16 protein-coding genes are annotated in these 15,017 nt (G+C 68.6%); 9 read left to right on the top strand and 7 right to left on the bottom strand.

The annotated features are described in order from the left end of the window. The first annotated feature begins 30 nt into the window (after positions 1 to 30). The 6 genes from GBZ48_RS34325 to GBZ48_RS34305 all read left to right on the top strand — a co-directional run bounded on the left by GBZ48_RS34325 (position 31) and on the right by GBZ48_RS34305 (position 4,560). Complete coding sequence (locus GBZ48_RS34325) at positions 31 to 753, top strand: ATP-binding cassette domain-containing protein (protein ID WP_174475130.1); 723 nt, start codon at positions 31 to 33, stop codon at positions 751 to 753. A gap of 370 nt (positions 754 to 1,123) precedes the next feature. Next, positions 1,124 to 1,816: a DUF1826 domain-containing protein gene (locus tag GBZ48_RS34320; RefSeq protein WP_174475128.1), complete on the top strand. Its 693-nt coding sequence runs from the start codon at positions 1,124 to 1,126 to the stop codon at positions 1,814 to 1,816. After that, the gene (locus tag GBZ48_RS36855) at positions 1,803 to 1,928 is read left to right on the top strand and encodes a hypothetical protein (RefSeq protein WP_281362524.1); all 126 of its coding nucleotides are present in this window, start codon (positions 1,803 to 1,805) and stop codon (positions 1,926 to 1,928) included. Before GBZ48_RS34320 ends, GBZ48_RS36855 begins: the two co-directional genes overlap by 14 nt. A gap of 1 nt (position 1,929) precedes the next feature. Continuing rightward, positions 1,930 to 2,700, top strand: a complete 771-nt coding sequence (locus GBZ48_RS34315) for a metal ABC transporter ATP-binding protein (RefSeq protein WP_174475127.1) — start codon at positions 1,930 to 1,932, stop codon at positions 2,698 to 2,700. Continuing rightward, the gene (locus GBZ48_RS34310; protein ID WP_174475126.1) at positions 2,697 to 3,581 is read left to right on the top strand and encodes a metal ABC transporter permease; all 885 of its coding nucleotides are present in this window, start codon (positions 2,697 to 2,699) and stop codon (positions 3,579 to 3,581) included. The genes GBZ48_RS34315 and GBZ48_RS34310 overlap by 4 nt, the downstream gene beginning before the upstream one ends. A 31-nt stretch (positions 3,582 to 3,612) precedes the next feature. Continuing rightward, a complete protein-coding gene (locus GBZ48_RS34305; protein WP_174475125.1) occupies positions 3,613 to 4,560 on the top strand; it encodes a metal ABC transporter substrate-binding protein in 948 nt (315 codons plus the stop codon). 44 nt (positions 4,561 to 4,604) lie between these two features. Here the strand turns inward: GBZ48_RS34305 and GBZ48_RS34300 are convergent, their stop codons facing one another. The 5 genes from GBZ48_RS34300 to GBZ48_RS34280 form a co-directional block, all read right to left on the bottom strand. Next, complete coding sequence (locus GBZ48_RS34300; protein WP_174475124.1) at positions 4,605 to 5,321, bottom strand: GntR family transcriptional regulator; 717 nt, start codon at positions 5,319 to 5,321, stop codon at positions 4,605 to 4,607. Positions 5,322 to 5,454: 133 nt separating this feature from the next. Then, on the bottom strand, positions 5,455 to 6,735 hold the full coding sequence (locus tag GBZ48_RS34295) for an ABC transporter substrate-binding protein (protein ID WP_246307661.1): 1,281 nt from the start codon (positions 6,733 to 6,735) through the stop codon (positions 5,455 to 5,457). 102 nt (positions 6,736 to 6,837) lie between these two features. After that, positions 6,838 to 7,641 (bottom strand): enoyl-CoA hydratase-related protein, encoded by an 804-nt coding sequence (locus GBZ48_RS34290; protein ID WP_174475123.1) that lies wholly within the window; start codon positions 7,639 to 7,641, stop codon positions 6,838 to 6,840. Next, positions 7,634 to 8,764, bottom strand: a complete 1,131-nt coding sequence (locus tag GBZ48_RS34285) for an alcohol dehydrogenase catalytic domain-containing protein (protein ID WP_174475122.1) — start codon at positions 8,762 to 8,764, stop codon at positions 7,634 to 7,636. The genes GBZ48_RS34290 and GBZ48_RS34285 overlap by 8 nt, the downstream gene beginning before the upstream one ends. A 4-nt stretch (positions 8,765 to 8,768) precedes the next feature. Next, positions 8,769 to 9,623 (bottom strand): phytanoyl-CoA dioxygenase family protein, encoded by an 855-nt coding sequence (locus GBZ48_RS34280; protein ID WP_174475121.1) that lies wholly within the window; start codon positions 9,621 to 9,623, stop codon positions 8,769 to 8,771. 207 nt (positions 9,624 to 9,830) lie between these two features. Between GBZ48_RS34280 and GBZ48_RS34275 the strand changes: the two genes are divergently transcribed. Continuing rightward, positions 9,831 to 10,997, top strand: a complete 1,167-nt coding sequence (locus GBZ48_RS34275) for an acyl-CoA dehydrogenase family protein (protein ID WP_209798326.1) — start codon at positions 9,831 to 9,833, stop codon at positions 10,995 to 10,997. Beyond that, positions 10,994 to 12,511: an AMP-binding protein gene (locus tag GBZ48_RS34270; protein ID WP_174475119.1), complete on the top strand. Its 1,518-nt coding sequence runs from the start codon at positions 10,994 to 10,996 to the stop codon at positions 12,509 to 12,511. Before GBZ48_RS34275 ends, GBZ48_RS34270 begins: the two co-directional genes overlap by 4 nt. 51 nt (positions 12,512 to 12,562) lie before the next feature. Here GBZ48_RS34270 and GBZ48_RS34265 read toward each other — a convergent pair whose 3' ends face one another. After that, complete coding sequence (locus GBZ48_RS34265) at positions 12,563 to 13,408, bottom strand: aldehyde dehydrogenase family protein (RefSeq protein WP_174475118.1); 846 nt, start codon at positions 13,406 to 13,408, stop codon at positions 12,563 to 12,565. 148 nt (positions 13,409 to 13,556) lie between these two features. Here GBZ48_RS34265 and pcaF point away from each other — a divergent pair, with 148 nt between their 5' ends. Then, positions 13,557 to 14,894, top strand: coding sequence for a 3-oxoadipyl-CoA thiolase (pcaF, locus tag GBZ48_RS34260; protein ID WP_174475117.1), 1,338 nt, complete (start codon positions 13,557 to 13,559; stop codon positions 14,892 to 14,894). Here the strand turns inward: pcaF and GBZ48_RS34255 are convergent. Continuing rightward, positions 14,837 to 15,017: electron transfer flavoprotein subunit alpha/FixB family protein (locus tag GBZ48_RS34255; RefSeq protein ID WP_211105997.1), on the bottom strand; the 181-nt coding region annotated here is incomplete at its 5' end. The genes pcaF and GBZ48_RS34255 overlap by 58 nt on opposite strands.

The raw sequence follows: 15,017 nt of genomic DNA, 5'->3' as shown, positions 1-15,017 counted from the left end.
TCCCCTGCCCCCGCTGCCGCGAACCCCGCCATCCTGATCGAGGCGGTCGACAAATGGTACGGCACCTTCCAGGTGCTTTCGAAGGTCGACCTGACCGTGGCGGCGGGAGAACGCATCGTCGTCTGCGGCCCGTCGGGGTCCGGCAAATCGACGCTGATCCGCTGCATCAACCGGCTGGAGGAGCATCAGGCCGGCCGCATCGCCGTCAACGGGGTGGAGCTGACCGACAGCGTGCGCAACATCGACGCCGTCCGCCGCGGCGTCGGCATGGTGTTCCAGCACTTCAACCTGTTCCCCCATTTGTCGATCCTCGACAACTGCGCCCTGCCGCAGATGCTGGCGCGCGGCACCCCGCGCCGGGAGGCCGAGGATCGGGCGATGCAGCTGCTGCGGCGCGTCCGCATCGCCGAGCAGGCGGCGAAATTCCCCGGCCAGCTTTCCGGCGGGCAGCAGCAGCGGGTGGCCATTGCCCGCGCCCTGTGCATGGAGCCGCAGGTGATGCTGTTCGACGAGCCGACCTCGGCGCTCGATCCGGAGATGGTGAAGGAGGTTCTGGAGACCATGGTGTCGCTGGCCGAGGACGGCATGACCATGATCGTGGTGACGCACGAGATGGGCTTCGCCCGCCGCGTCGCCGACCGGGTGGTCTTCATGGATGTGGGACGGATCGTCGAATGCGCCGGGCCCGACGAGTTCTTCGACTCCCCGCGTCACGAACGGACCCGCAGCTTCCTGCACCAGATCCTCCAGTGACGCCGGCCCTTCGGCCTCGCGTGCCGATCTCGCAGGTGATTGCCGTCTGGGCGTCGAGGGGCGGCACCTCCGCATTGCGCGAGATGGTGCCGAACACCTGCCAATCCGGATCGACGTCCCACAGAATCCCGACCTTGGGATTCCGGAGATCGTAGGTGCGGCGGCCCGACTGGTCGCCGCCGGTCAGGAACCGGTCGGTGCGATCCCGTACCGCATGCGGAAACTGAACTCCGGATCCGCCGACTTCGGTGCGTTCAACGCCGCGCTCACCATCAGCGCGGCCAGCAGGGCCGGGCGGAGCAAGAGCGCGCTTGCAATAGATGTTATGATATAACATTACTATTCTATCGCCGTTTTCCGCCGAGGCCGCATGCAAAGCCTTCCCAATTCCCTGGCCCCCAATTCTCCGGCCCCTGTCGCCATGCGGCCGTCCGCCAGTCCGAAGGGACATGGAAAGCCCGCCCGGTGCCGTACTGCCAACGCCTTATCGGTCATCCGGCGCTCCGACGTTAACTTGGCCGTCTGGCGCCGCCGGTTGCCGGCCGGGATCTCCGGACAGTGCGCCCAGCTCGCGGAACAGGACTGGCCGTCCTTCCAACTCGCGACGACACCGGATGAGGTGACCGCCGATCTGGCCGCCGCTCTGCCGTCACGCTGGAACGCGGGGCCGCTGTTCGACGATATCGTCCATCTGGTGACGGTGTATGCGGACATCCTCGGATGCACCGCGATCCGGCTTCGCCTGGACAGCATGTCCGGTGACGGCTGCCGGTTTTTCCATGTCGATCATGTCGGCCTCCGCCTGCTCTGCACCTACCGGGGTGCCGGCACGCAGTGGCTGCCCGATGGGGCGGTCACCCGCCCGGCGCTGGGCCGTGGCGACAACGATGCCGTGCTGTCCGATCCGCGCCGCATCCAGATGCTCCGTGCCGGCCATGTCGCCCTGCTGAAGGGAGAGGCATGGCCCGGCAACCGCGGGCGCGGTCTCGTCCATCGCTCGCCGCCGGCCGACCCGTCCGGTGCGCGCCGTCTGCTGCTCTGCCTGGACCATGATGATCACTGACCGCTCCCGCTCGCCGCTGGCCGCCTCCGCGCTGAGCCGGATCGCCGCCGCCGCTCTTTTGTGCGCCCTCCTGTGGCTGACGGTCGCCTGGGCACTGGATCGGACGATCTGACATGGCATCGACCACCGCTGACGCACTGGCGAATCCGCTCATCCGCCTGACCGACCTCACTCTGGGATACCGGCGGCATCCGGCGGTCCACCATCTGTCCGGCGGCTTCCGCGAGGGTTCGCTCACCGCCGTGGTCGGCCCGAACGGTGCCGGCAAGAGCACCCTGCTCAAGGCAATCGTCGGCGCGCTGCGCCCCCTCGACGGCCGGGTGACGCTGCACGGACTGACCGCCGCCGACATTGCCTATCTGCCGCAGCAGGCCGGGATCGAACGCGATTTTCCCATCGACGTGCTCGACACCGTCCTGCTCGGACATTGGCGGCGGGTCGGTCTGTTCCGCTCCATTGGGCCTGCCCTGACGCGGCAGGCCGGGGAGGCGCTGGCCGCTGTCGGCCTGTCCGGCTTCAAGCGGCGCCCCATCGCCGCCCTGTCGGCCGGCCAGTTCCAGCGCGTGCTGTTCGCCCGCCTGCTGCTGCAGGACGCCCGCCTGATCCTGCTCGACGAGCCCTTCACCGCCATCGACGCCAGGACGACCGCCGATCTGCTCGAGGTCGTGCGGCGCTGGCATGGCGAACGGCGCACCGTGGTCGCCGTGCTTCACGACCTGGAGCAGGTCCGCAGCCATTTCCCCGAAACGCTTCTGCTGGCGCGCGAGCCGGTCGCCTGGGACCGAACCGCCGACGCACTGGCTCCCGCCAACCTCGCCCGCGCCCGTGCGATGGCGGAATCCTGGGACGACAAGGCCGCGCTTTGCCGGAGGTCCGCGCCATGACCCTCTATGACTTCGCCGCCGCCCCCTTTCTGGAGTTCGGCTTCATGAGGCGGGCGCTCGCCGCCTGTCTGGCGCTGTCGCTCGGATGCGGCCCGGTGGGGGTTCTGCTGGTGCTGCGGCGGATGAGCCTGATGGGCGACGCCATGTCCCATGCCGTGCTTCCCGGCGCCGCCATCGGCTTTCTCGCCGCCGGCCTGTCCTTGTGGGCGATGAGCATCGGCGGCTTTCTCGCCGGGCTGGCGGTGGCGCTGCTCGCCGGGCTGGTGTCGCGGGTCACCGCCTTGCGCGAGGATGCCAGCTTCGCCGCCTTCTACCTGATCTCGCTGGCCGGCGGGGTGCTGATCGTCTCGCTGCGCGGCAGCAACGTCGACCTGATGCATGTGCTGTTCGGCACCATCCTGGCGGTTGACGATGCCGGTCTCCTGCTGGTCGCCGGCATCGCCACCGTCACGCTGCTGACGCTGGCCCTGCTCTACCGCCCGCTCGTCGTGGAATGCTTCGATCCCGGCTTCCTGCGCGCGGTCGGCGGGGCGGGCGGGCGGCTGGGCGCGCTGTGCCACCTCGTCTTCCTGGTGCTGGTGGTCCTCAACCTCGTCGGCGGCTTCCAGGCGCTGGGCACGCTGATGGCGGTGGGGCTGATGATGCTGCCGGCCGCCTCGGCGCGCTTCTGGGCCGAGGGCATCGCCACGCTGGCGCTGACCGCCATGGCGCTCGCCTTCGCGGCCGGCATCGGCGGGCTGCTGCTGTCCTTCCACCTCAATCTGCCGTCCGGGCCGTCCATCGTCCTGGTCGCCGGGGCCGGCTACCTGCTGTCGCTGGCGCTGGGGCCGGTCGGCAGCCTGCGGACGCGCTGGTTTCCCGGCCGGCATCTGGAGGCGTGATTTCCGTGCTTCCTTACAAGGAGAATTCCCGATGAACCGTTCATTCGCCGCTTCCCTGGCGATGGCGATGGCGCTTTTCGCGCTTCCCGCCCTGGCCGAACCGGTGAAGGTGGTCGCCACCTTCACCATTCTCGGCGACATGGTCCGCCAGATCGGCGGCGACGAGGTCGCGGTGACGACGCTGGTCGGCCCCGACGGCGACGCCCATGTCTATGAACCGACCCCCGCCGATGCACGTGCACTCGGCGCCGCCAAGCTTGTCGTCGTCAACGGCCTGGGCATGGAGGGCTGGATCGACAGGCTGGTCAAGGCGTCCGGCTACAAGGGTCCGGTCACCGTCACCAGCACCGGCGTCAAGCCCATCGCCGGCGAGGAGGAGCATGACGAGGCCGGCCATGAGGGCCAAGGCCACGAACACGATCACGAACACGATCACGGCCACGGCGCCCACGACCCGCACGCCTGGCAGTCGGTCGCCAACGCCAGGATCTACGCCGACAACATCCTCAAGGGCCTTGTCGCCGCCGCTCCCGACAAGGCCGCCACCCTGCGCGCCAACCACGCCGCGTTCAAGGCGAAGCTCGACGCGGTGGAATCGGAGATCAAGGCCGCGCTGAAGCCGATCCCGCGCAAGGATCGCAAGATCGTCACCTCGCACGACGCCTTCGGCTATTACGGCAAGGCCTACGGCGTCACCTTCCTCGCCCCCGTCGGCATGTCGACCGAATCCGAGGCGGCGGCCGGCGACATCGCCAAGCTGATCCGCCAAATCAAGACGGAGAAGATCAAGGCGGTCTTCGTCGAGACCATCGCCGATCCGCGCCTGCTGGAGCAGATCACGCGGGAGACCGGTGCGCGCATCGGCGGGCGGGTCTATTCCGATGCGCTGTCGGCAGCGGACGGCCCGGCGGCGACCTACGTCGACATGATGCGCCACAATCTGGCCCAGTTCACCAGGGCGCTGGCGCCTGCCTCCTGACGGCAGGCGGGACGGGACAGGCATTGCCATCGTCCCGGCCCGCCTTATTGAGGCGCTGGACCGTCGAACGGGTAACGCAGGGTTTCGCGCGCATAGGCCTCGACATAGGCCATCAGCCGGTCCGAGGCCGCGGCCGCTTCCTCCGCGTCGCCGCGGTGGATCGCCAGCATCAGGTCGGCATGGGTCTTGGCCCCATCCTCCAGGCTGCCGATATGGGCATGGTAATTCTGGAACCAGAATCGGCGGGACAGCGACCGCAGCGGCCGGATGGTCTGGGTCGCCACCGGGTTGCGGGCGCTCTGGTCCAGCAGCTGGTTCACCTCCTGGTCGAGATGCATGAAACGCATGCCGTCGCCATTGCGGGCCGCCTCCAGCATCTCGCCGGCGATGGCGCGGCACCGCTCCCGTTCGGGGGCAAGCGCGTAACGGGCGGCGCGGCGGGCGATCAGGCGTTCCAGTTCGCGCCGCACGTCCAGCACGTAGAGCTGAAGCTTCACGTCCACTTCGGTGACCATGATCCCGCGTGACGGGACGATGGTCACCAGACCGTCCATCTCCAGCCGCTTCAGCGCCTCGCGCACCGGGGTGCGGCCGATGCCGAGCTGCGCGCTGATCTGCTTCTCCGACACGAAGCTGCGCGGCGGCAGCGTGCCCGACACGATCAGTTCCTCGATGGCGGCATAGGCCTGATCGGCCATCGACCCGGCTTCGATCTGGGCTCCCGCCTGCTGCCCCATCTGCTGACTGGCCGGCTCTGTCACCCTGTCGCCCCCGTCTCCTGGCACCGGTTCGAGCCCGGCCCGATCCAACGCCCGCTCGCGTTTCCTATCCTGGCTTTAGCGCGCCGGGACCGGAGACGCAAGCGGACGGAGGCGCCCGAAACCGATCCGCCAGTTACGGCTTGCCGGCATCGGCGGATTTGCGGACCAGCGGGCAGTCGCTCTCGGCCAGCGGGCGGGCGGCATCGGCGGCGGCGATGACGCCGAGCTGCTTGTAATAGTCCCATTTGCCCTTGGAGTCCGCCGGGGTCTTCACCTCGAACAGGTACATGTCGCGCAACACCCGGCCATCCTCGCGAATGCGGCCGTTCTTGGTCATGAAGTCGTTGATCGGCGTGTCACGCATCGTCTTCATGACGGTCGGCGCTTCGATGGTGCCGGCCGCCTTCACGGCCTTCAGGTAATGCGTGATCGCGCCGTAGTCGCCGGCTTGCACCATGGTCGGCATGCGGCCGGTCCGCTCGAAGAACCGCTTGGAAAAGGCACGGGTCTCCTCGTTCTGATCCCAGTAGAAGGATTCGGTCAACACCAGTCCCTGTGCCGTCTCCAGACCGAGCGCATGGATGTCCGACAGGAACATCAGAAGCCCGGCCAGCTTCTGGCCCTGCTTCGTTATGCCGAATTCCGCCGCCTGCTTGACGGTGTTGATCAGGTCGCCGCCCGCGTTGGCAAGCCCGATGACCTTGGCCCCGCTCGCCTGTGCCTGCAGAAGATAGGAGGAGAAGTCGGCGCTGTTCAGCGGATGGCGGGCCGAACCCAGCACCTTGCCGCCGGCACCGGTGACGAAGGCGGCGGTGTCGCGTTCCAGCGACAGGCCGAAGGAATAATCCAGCGTGATGAAGTACCAGCTGTCGCCGCCCTGCTTCACCATGGTCCGCCCGGTGCCGGCGGCCAGCGCGTAGGTATCGTAGACCCAGTGGACGCCGTTGGGCGAGCAGCTCTTGCCGGTGAAGTCCGACGAGCCGCCGGCGGTGCCGAAGACGATTTTGTTCTTGCGCCGGGTCAGCTCCTGGATCGCCAGCATCACCGCCGAGTTGGGCAGGTCGATCACCACCTCGACATTCTTGTTGTCGTACCAGTCGGCAGCGATCTGCACGCCGATGTCGGCCTTGTTCTGGTGGTCGGCGGACAGCACCTCCACCGGACGGCCGAGCACGGAGGCGCCGAAATCCTCCACGGCCATTTTCACCGCCTCGACGCTGCCGCTGCCGCTGAGGTCGGCAAGCGAGCCGGACAGGTCGGTCAGCACGCCGATGCGGATCGGGCCGGTCGCCTTGGCAGGCGCGGATTGGGCGGTGGTCGTCTGGGCTGCGGCCGACCAGGACAGCGTGCCGAATGCCAGCGCGATGCCTGCGGCCGTGGCGGCCAGCAACCCGTGCGACATGAGTTTCATCATGGGTCGTCCCTCCCTCTTCAGATGATTGTCCGGTTGGCTGGAGCCGTCATGATGGGCCGGTCGTTTGGCGCCGGACCTTGCAGCGGCTGGAAACTCGGCGGATCAGGAGACAGGCTTCATCGCCGCCGCGATGGCGAGGCGGGATTCCTCTCCCGCGTGGCAGATGCCCTGCAACGCCGCCGCCATGTCGAGCATGGTGGACAGATCGACCCGGCCCGCCTGCTGCAGCATGCGCTTGGTCATGCGCACCGCTTCCGGCGGATTGGCGGCGATCTCCTCCGCCAGGGCGAGCGCCGTCGGCATCAGGTCGGCGTCCGGCACCACGCGGGACACCAGCCCCAGGGCCGCCGCTTCCGCGCCGCCGACCGCCCGTCCGGTGAAAGCCATCTCGGCGGCCACCGCCGGACCGGCGACGCGCGTGAGGAACCACAGCCCGCCATCGCCGGAAATCAGCCCCAGCTTCACGAAATTGGAACTGATCCGCGCCGACTCCCCGGCGATGCGCAGGTCGCACATGAAAACCAGATCGCAGCCTGCGCCATAGGCAGGGCCGTTCACCGCCGCGATCACCGGGATTTCGAGATCGGCCATGGCGCGGGGGATGCGCTGGACCCCGGCGCGGTAGGCGTTGCGCACCTGATCGGCAGGACCGCCGAACATGCCGCGCCGGTCGCGGATGTCGTGGATGTTGCCGCCGGCGCTGAAGGCCTTGCCGGCGCCGGTCACCACCAGCACCCGCACCGAGCGGTCGTCCCGCACCTCCTCCAGCGCCGCGATAAGCGGGTTCAGCACCGGCGGATCGGTGACGGCGTTGCGGGTCCTCGGCGCATCCAGCGTCAGGATGGCGACGGCGCCCCGCCGCTCCAGCCGGGCGGTGCCGGGGTTCTCGACTGGGTCGTCACTCATGCATCACCACCACGGCACGGATGACATCGCCGCGCTCCACATCCTCGAAAGCATCGTTGATGGCGGCCAGCGGCAGGCGCCGGTCGATCATCTCGTCCAGGCGCAGCCGGCCGTCGAGATAGGCTTGCGCATAGGCCGGGAAATCGTCGGCCGCCTTCGCTCCGCCCAGGCTGGAGCGCAGGATGCGCCGCTCGCCGCTGATCGAGCCGAAACGCAGTTCGACCAGCCGGCTGGGATCGGTCTTGCCCAGGATGGTGACGCTGCCGCCCGGCCGGGTGCAGTCCACCGACTCCTGGAGGGAGCCGATGACGCCCGCCGCCTCGAAGGCGTGGTCGGCTCCGCGCCCGCCGGTGATCGCCCGCACTTGGGCTGCCAGATCCTCGCTGCCCAACTCCTCGCTGCCGAACATGCTGTGGGTGGCGCCGAAGGCCCTGGCGCGCTCCAACTTGTCGGCCCGGCGGTCGACGGCGATGATCGCCCCGGCCCCGGCCAGCCTTGCGCCCTGCACCACGTTCAGCCCCACCGGGCCGCAGCCGATCACCACCACGCTGTCGCCCAGCCCGACCCGGGCGACGCGCAGCGCCGCTCCGACGCCGGTGATGACGCTGCAACCCAGCAGGCAGGCGCGGTCGAAGGGCATCTCGCCCGGCACCGGAATGGCCGCGGCCTCCGGAACCACCGCGTATTCGGCGAAGGACGACACGCTGAGGAAATGGCCGACCTCCGCCCCGGAAGCGTCGCGCAGCCGCCTGCGTCCCGCCGACAGGGTCGCCGCGCGATGGTTGGGCACCACCATGTCGCACAGCATCGGCTGGTCGTGGCGGCAGTAATAGCACTGGCCGCAGGCTGCATAGATGGTGCAGACCACATGCTGGCCCGGCTTCACCCGCTGAACCGCCGACCCGACCGCCTCGACCACTCCGGCGCCCTCATGCCCGAGCACGACCGGCAGCGGCACAGCGAAGGCACCGGTCATCGCCTCGCGGTCGGTGTGGCACAGGCCGGCCGCATGCATGCGGATCAGCACGTCGCCCGGCTCAAGCCGCGCCAGGGTGAGCGGTTCGATGGACAGCGGTGCTCCCGTCTCGCGAAGCACCGCCGCCTGGAAGGTCAATCCCGCCATCCTCCTACTCCGCCGCCGGCCGCCGGGCCTCGGCATCTGCATTGGCATTGGCATTGGCATTGGCCAGACGCAGGATGCCGTCGTCGCTGCCGGTCTCCAAAGCGTCGCAGCGCCGCGCCACCACCCATTCCGGCCGGGGATTCTCAATGCCATGCGGCCTGTTCGAAACCTGATTGTAGACGGTGTAGATGTGCCAACGCGCATGGCGCGACATGTTGTGGCCGGAGCCGTGAACGATGTTCGGATGGAACAGGACCACGGTGCCGGGCTTGCCGGTGATCGGCACCGGATCGCCGAACCGTGTCATGATCTCGATGACCTGATCCTTGGGCACCGTCCACAGCTTGTAGGAAGTCGTGGTCTCGTCCATTTCCGGATCGAGCCGGCCCAGCTTGTGGCTGCCGGGAATGAAGTAGAGGCAGCCGCCGATCTCGGTCGCCTCGTCCAGCATCAGCAGTGACGTCGTCATGTCCGGCCGGTCGACGCCGTCGGTCTTCCAGTAGCCGTAATCCTGGTGCCACTGCCAGATGGCGCCGTCGATGGCGTCCTTCAGGTTGCATTTCGTGTGATAGACGTAGGCCGGTTCGTCGCCCAGCACTTGGCGCGCCGGGTCGATCACCCGCGGCAGGGTGGCCAGCGCCTGGAACGGCGGCGATGCGGTCGGACCGGTCTCGTCATGCACACGGAAGACCGACCGGACCGCACCGCTTTTCTCACGGATGACGCCTTCGGCCTCGACCCCCGTCACGCGATGCAGATCGCGGCGCAGGATTTCCACCTCCTCGTGCGATACGAGGCCGGGAAACACCAGATAGCCGCGCTCCTCATACTCGGCCACCTGCGCGTCGGTCAGTCTCATGGCACCCTCCCTCGGTTCCGCTTTGAAGATATGATTGATGTACAGCCGATATATCGGTAGATTATTATCGTATGCGAACGAGTTCAATGGAAAATGTCAACGATCCGCACATTGAACGAATCGCCCGGGGAAAGAGCGGCTCATCCGGCTGCATCAAGCCGGCGACCGGTGCCGATAGCGACAGGATCCGAAGGGAGGATGCGGCCGATGCAAATGCCGATAGGGTTGTGGACCGACCCGGTCGAACCGGAATTTCTGGCGCCCCTGAGGCGCGCGGTCGCCGAGCATGTGGAGCCTGACGCCGATGCCATCGACCGGGAGGACGTCTATCCGGTCGCCGCGATCAAGGAACTGGCCCGCCAGGGCTATACCAGCCTGACGCTGCCGGAGGAGTTCGGCGGGCGCGGCCTCGGCTTCGCCCATTGTGCGGCGCTGTTCGAGGAGGCCTCCTATGCCAGCGCCGCCGTCGGCATCAGCCTGATCACCATCCTGCAGGCCCAGACCATCATCCGCCTGTTCGGCGCGGACAGCCTGAAAAGCACGGTTCTGCCGGAGTTCGGCCGCGGGCTGATCACCTCCTACGCCTTGACCGAGGCCAACCACGGCAGCGACATCCGCAGCCTCGACACCAAGGCGGTGCAAGACGGCGACCGCTGGATTCTGAGCGGCCGCAAATCCTTCATCACCTCCGGCTCGGCCGCGGAGGCCTACGTGATTCTGGCGGAAACGCCGGTCGGCGTGTCGGCCTTTTTCGTCCGCCAAGGCATGGATGGCGTGTCCACGGAGGAAGGGCCGAACGCCGCCACCTTCGGCCTGCGCAACGGGCCGCATGTCGATCTGGTGCTGGACCGGGTGGCACTGCCCGCCGACCATCTGATCGGGGTGGAGGGCAAGGGCGTCCGGCAGGCGGTGACGACTTTGGACTATTCGCGGACCATGGCCGCCGCCATCAGCCTCGGCATCGCACGGGCCGCCTTCGACGGCGCGTTGGACTTCGCCGGCGGACGCAGCGCCTTCGACCGCAAGATCCTGGATTTCCAGGGAATCCAATGGTACTTCGCCGACATGCTGGCGGACATCGACGCCGCCCGGCTGCTGACCTACGAAGCCGCGCGCAAGCTGGACGCGCATGACGACATCGCCCGCTTCGGCAGCGAGGCCAAGCTGCTGGCCAGCCGGGTCGCCACCGACACCGCCGCCCGCGCCGTGCAGATCTGCGGCGCCTATGGCGTCATGGAATCGGCACGCTTCGGGCGATACCTGCGCGACGCCAAGGCCTACGAGATCGCCGGCGGATCGTCGGAAATCCTCAAGAACACCATCGCCAAGCGGCTGCAACAGCATGTGGCCCTGCGGCGGGAGGCGCTGTCGTGATCGCCGATCCGCTCTATGCCCGCGCCGCCGCCACGCCCGGCCGTCCCTTCCTGCTGTTCGGCGACCGCAGCATCACCTATGGCGCCATGGCGGCGCTGGTGGACGAGGCCGTCGAGCGTCTGACCGCGCAGGGTGTGACGGCCGGTCAGACCGTGGCGATGATGGTCGGCAACCGGCCGGGCTTCCTCGTCGCATGGTTCGCGCTGTCGGAGCTGGGTGCGATCACGGTTCCGCTCAACACCGCCCTGGTCGGCGAGGGGCTGCGCTATCTGCTGGAGCAGAGCGAAGCCTCCCTGCTGATCGCCGAGGAGGAGTTCCTCCCCGCCCTGCCCGCCGCCGCCCCGGCGCTGCTGCCGATGGACGACCGTTTCGAGACGGCCGCCGGCCCCGGACGGGCGCCGCGCCGCCGCCTCGCCCTGCCCGGCGGCACGGCCAACGCCATCCTCTACACCTCCGGTACCACCGGCCTGCCCAAGGGGGCTGTCATTCCGAACGCCTGCTACGATCTGGCGGGCGAGCATATGGCGGCGGCGCTGGAGCTGACGGAGGAGGATCGGATCCTGCTGTTCCTGCCGCTGTTTCACGCCAATCCGCAGATGTACGGCGTGATGTCCTGCCTGCGGGCCGGGGCGGCGCTGGCGCTGCTGCCGCGCTTTTCGGCATCGCGGCTGCTGGAGGATGCGCGGCGGTACGGCGCCACCGGCTTCACCTATGTCGGCACGGTGCTGAGCATCCTCGCCAAGCGGCTGACCGGGCCGGAGCCCGGCCACTCCCTGCGCTGGGCGGTCGGCGGCGGCGCGCCCCCCGGGGTCTGGCGCGAGATCGAGGAGCGTCTGGGCCTTACGGTGCGCGAGCTGTACGGCATGACCGAGACTGGCGGCTGGGTGTCGATGAACACCGCCCGGGCCGCGAAGTTCGGCAGCGTCGGCTCCCCCCGGCCGGACACCGAGCTGTGCGTGGTCGATGCCGACGACACCCCGCTCCCTCCCGGCGCGAAGGGCGAGATCGTCGTCCGTCCCCGCCGCCCCGGCCTGATGTTCGACGGCTACTGGAAAAAGCCCGAGGCGACGGTGGCGGCGACGCGGAACCTGTGGCTGCACACCGGCGACCTCGGCATGATCGACGCCGACGGCTTCCTGCATTTCGATGGCCGGATGAAGGAATTGATCCGGCGCGCCGGAGAGATGATCGCCCCCGTCGAGATCGAAACAGCCCTGCTGAAGCATCCGGCCGTTCAGGACTGCGCCGTCGTCGGCGTTGCCGACGACATCCTCGGCGAGGAGATCAAGGCGGTGATCGTTCCCCGTCCCGGCTTCGATCCACGGGACCTGCCGGCTTTCCTGACCGGCCGCATCCCGGCCTTCATGATTCCGCGCTTCGTCGAGATGCGGACGGAAATCCCGAAGACCGCCACACAGAAGGTGCAGCGTCATCTGCTGCAAGATCATCCCGGCGACGTCGTGGACCTGGGGAGGCACAAGGCCGATACCCTTGCACGCCCCCAAAAACGATGAGGAAAGTCCCTCGCCCATGATCCGTTGATCGACGCAGGGTTTCCGGGCCGATCAAAGAGGGGCCTGGCTGACGAACTTCACCTGTTCGAACGCCTGGAACCCCTCGGTGCCGCCTTCCAGTCCGATGCCGCTGTCCTTGATGCCGCCGAAGGGCGTTTCCGGATGCGACACCACCCAATGGTTCACCACGACATTGCCGCATTCGATCTCCGCCGAGAGCCGGTCGGCGAGCGCGAGATCACGGGTGAAGACGTAGGACGCCAGCCCGAGCGACAGGCGGTTCGCCAATGCCACCCCTTCCTCCGCATCGCGGAAGGAGGCGACCAGCGCCAGCGGCCCGAACGGCTCTTCGCTTGCGGCCCGGCAGGCGTCGGTGACACCGGTCAGCACCGTCGGCCGATAGAAGAAGCCGGGCCGGTCGATGCGGGCGCCGCCGGCCGCCACCGTGGCGCCGTTCCGCCGGGCATCCTCCACCAGCGCCTCGACCGCCGCCAGCCGGCGGGCGTTCTGCACCGGCCCCATCTGCGTCGCGCTGTCGAAGGGATCGCCGACACGGATCGCCGTTGCCGCTTCGGCGAAAGCGGCGGCGAGACGGTCATGGATCGAGTGATGCACATAGAAGCGGGTCGGCGACGTGCAGATCTGCCCCGAACTGCGGAACTTGGCGGCGGCCGCACCGCGGGCGACCGCTTCGACGTCCACGTCGGGAAAGACCAGCACCGGGGCGTGGCCGCCCAGCTCGAACACGCCGCGCTTAATCGTCCGCGTCGCCAGGGCGGCCAGATGCTTGCCGACGGGGATCGAGCCGGTGAAGGACACCATGCGGATGGCATCCGCCTCCAGCAGCCGTTCGGCCACCGCACCCGCGGCCCAATACCGCAGGTTATGCGCCGGCAAGTTTATGTCAGTTGCCGCATTCCGACGGACTTCCGATAGTCGGGGACAAGCCGGCCGCATCCATCGCTGCCGCGACCGGCCACCATCCTCCTGCCCAACAACTTGCCCGTCCTGCTCCATCGGCGGCGGGTAGCGGAAGACCCACTCCATGACCGAAGCATTCCTGTGCGATGCCGTGCGCACGCCCATCGGGCGTTACGCCGGCGCGCTGGCGCCGGTGCGCGCCGACGATCTCGCCGCCATTCCCCTGCGGGCATTGCTCGACCGCAACCCGTCGCTCGATCCGTCGGCAATCGACGACGTGATCCTGGGCTGCGCCAACCAGGCGGGAGAGGACAACCGGAACATCGCACGCATGGCGGTCCTGCTGGCCGGTCTGCCCGAAACGGTTCCCGGCACCACGGTGAACCGCCTGTGCGGATCGGGGCTCGACGCCATCGCACTCGCGGCGCGCGGTGTGCGCGCGGGCGAACAATCCCTGCTGCTGGCCGGCGGGGCGGAGAGCATGTCGCGCGCGCCCTTCGTGATGGGCAAGGCCGACGGCGCCTTCTCCCGCGCGATGCGGCTGGAGGACACCACGATGGGCTGGCGCTTCGTCAACCCGCGCCTGAAGGCGTCACACGGCGTGGACACCATGCCGGAAACCGCCGAGACGGTGGCGGAGCGGTATGGCATCGCCCGCGAGGACCAGGACGCCTTCGCCCTGCGCTCGCAACAGCGGGCGGGCGCCGCCCAGCGCAGCGGACGCTTTGCCCGGGAGATCGTCGCCGTGCCGGTCGCCGGCCGCAAGGGGACGATCACCGAGGTGACGGCCGACGAGCATCCGCGGCCGGACACCACGCTCGACCAGCTTGCGGCGCTGAAGCCGGTGGTGCGACCCGGCGGCACCGTGACCGCCGGCAACGCGTCGGGCATCAACGACGGCGCGGCGGCGCTGATCGTCGCCGGAGAGGCGGCGGCCAGGCGTCACGGCCTCACACCGCGTGCCCGCATCGTCGGCGCGGCGGTGGCCGGCGTCGAGCCGCGCGTGATGGGTATGGGGCCGGTCCCGGCGGTTCGCCGCCTGCTCGACCGCACCGGCGTGCCGCTCGACCGCATCGACGTGATCGAGTTGAACGAAGCGTTCGCCGCACAGGGTCTTGCCTGTCTGCGGGAACTTGGACTGGCGGATGACGATCCGCGGGTCAACCCCAACGGCGGCGCCATCGCGCTCGGCCATCCGCTGGGGATGTCCGGTGCGCGGCTGGCCACCACCGCGCTGATCGAACTGGAATTGCGCGGCGGCCGGTACGCCCTGTGCACCATGTGCATCGGCGTCGGCCAGGGCATCGCATTGCTGCTGGAACGGGTGTTGGGGACATTTCCCCCAAGCGAAAGGGCGGCCTTCCGATGGAGGCCGCCCTTATGCTTTGACCGGTTGCTGCGCGCTCACAGCGCCTGCTGCAGCTCCGGCACGGCCTTGAAGAGGTCCGCGACGAGGCCATAATCGGCGACCTGGAAGATGGGCGCTTCCTCATCCTTGTTGATCGCGACGATGACCTTGCTGTCCTTCATGCCGGCCAGATGCTGGATCGCACCCGAGATGCCGACGGCGATGTACAGCTCCGGC

It is taken from the genome of Azospirillum melinis, from assembly GCF_013340935.1.
Taxonomy (GTDB): Bacteria; Pseudomonadota; Alphaproteobacteria; order Azospirillales; family Azospirillaceae; genus Azospirillum; species Azospirillum melinis.
This window is presented reverse-complemented; position numbering and strand designations above follow the sequence as displayed.

Excerpts from the sequence above, each read along its gene's own strand:
- GBZ48_RS34295 (WP_246307661.1), bottom strand. The coding sequence starts at position 6,735 with ATGATGAAACTCATGTCGCACGGGTTGCTGGCCGCCACGGCCGCAGGC.
- GBZ48_RS34305 (WP_174475125.1), top strand. The coding sequence starts at position 3,613 with ATGAACCGTTCATTCGCCGCTTCCCTGGCGATGGCGATGGCGCTTTTC.
- GBZ48_RS36855 (WP_281362524.1), top strand. The coding sequence starts at position 1,803 with ATGATGATCACTGACCGCTCCCGCTCGCCGCTGGCCGCCTCCGCGCTG.
- GBZ48_RS34290 (WP_174475123.1), bottom strand. The coding sequence starts at position 7,641 with ATGAGTGACGACCCAGTCGAGAACCCCGGCACCGCCCGGCTGGAGCGG.
- GBZ48_RS34315 (WP_174475127.1), top strand. The coding sequence starts at position 1,930 with ATGGCATCGACCACCGCTGACGCACTGGCGAATCCGCTCATCCGCCTG.
- GBZ48_RS34280 (WP_174475121.1), bottom strand. The coding sequence starts at position 9,623 with ATGAGACTGACCGACGCGCAGGTGGCCGAGTATGAGGAGCGCGGCTAT.
- pcaF (WP_174475117.1), top strand. The coding sequence starts at position 13,557 with ATGACCGAAGCATTCCTGTGCGATGCCGTGCGCACGCCCATCGGGCGT.
- GBZ48_RS34275 (WP_209798326.1), top strand. The coding sequence starts at position 9,831 with ATGCAAATGCCGATAGGGTTGTGGACCGACCCGGTCGAACCGGAATTT.
- GBZ48_RS34285 (WP_174475122.1), bottom strand. The coding sequence starts at position 8,764 with ATGGCGGGATTGACCTTCCAGGCGGCGGTGCTTCGCGAGACGGGAGCA.
- GBZ48_RS34310 (WP_174475126.1), top strand. The coding sequence starts at position 2,697 with ATGACCCTCTATGACTTCGCCGCCGCCCCCTTTCTGGAGTTCGGCTTC.
- GBZ48_RS34320 (WP_174475128.1), top strand. The coding sequence starts at position 1,124 with ATGCAAAGCCTTCCCAATTCCCTGGCCCCCAATTCTCCGGCCCCTGTC.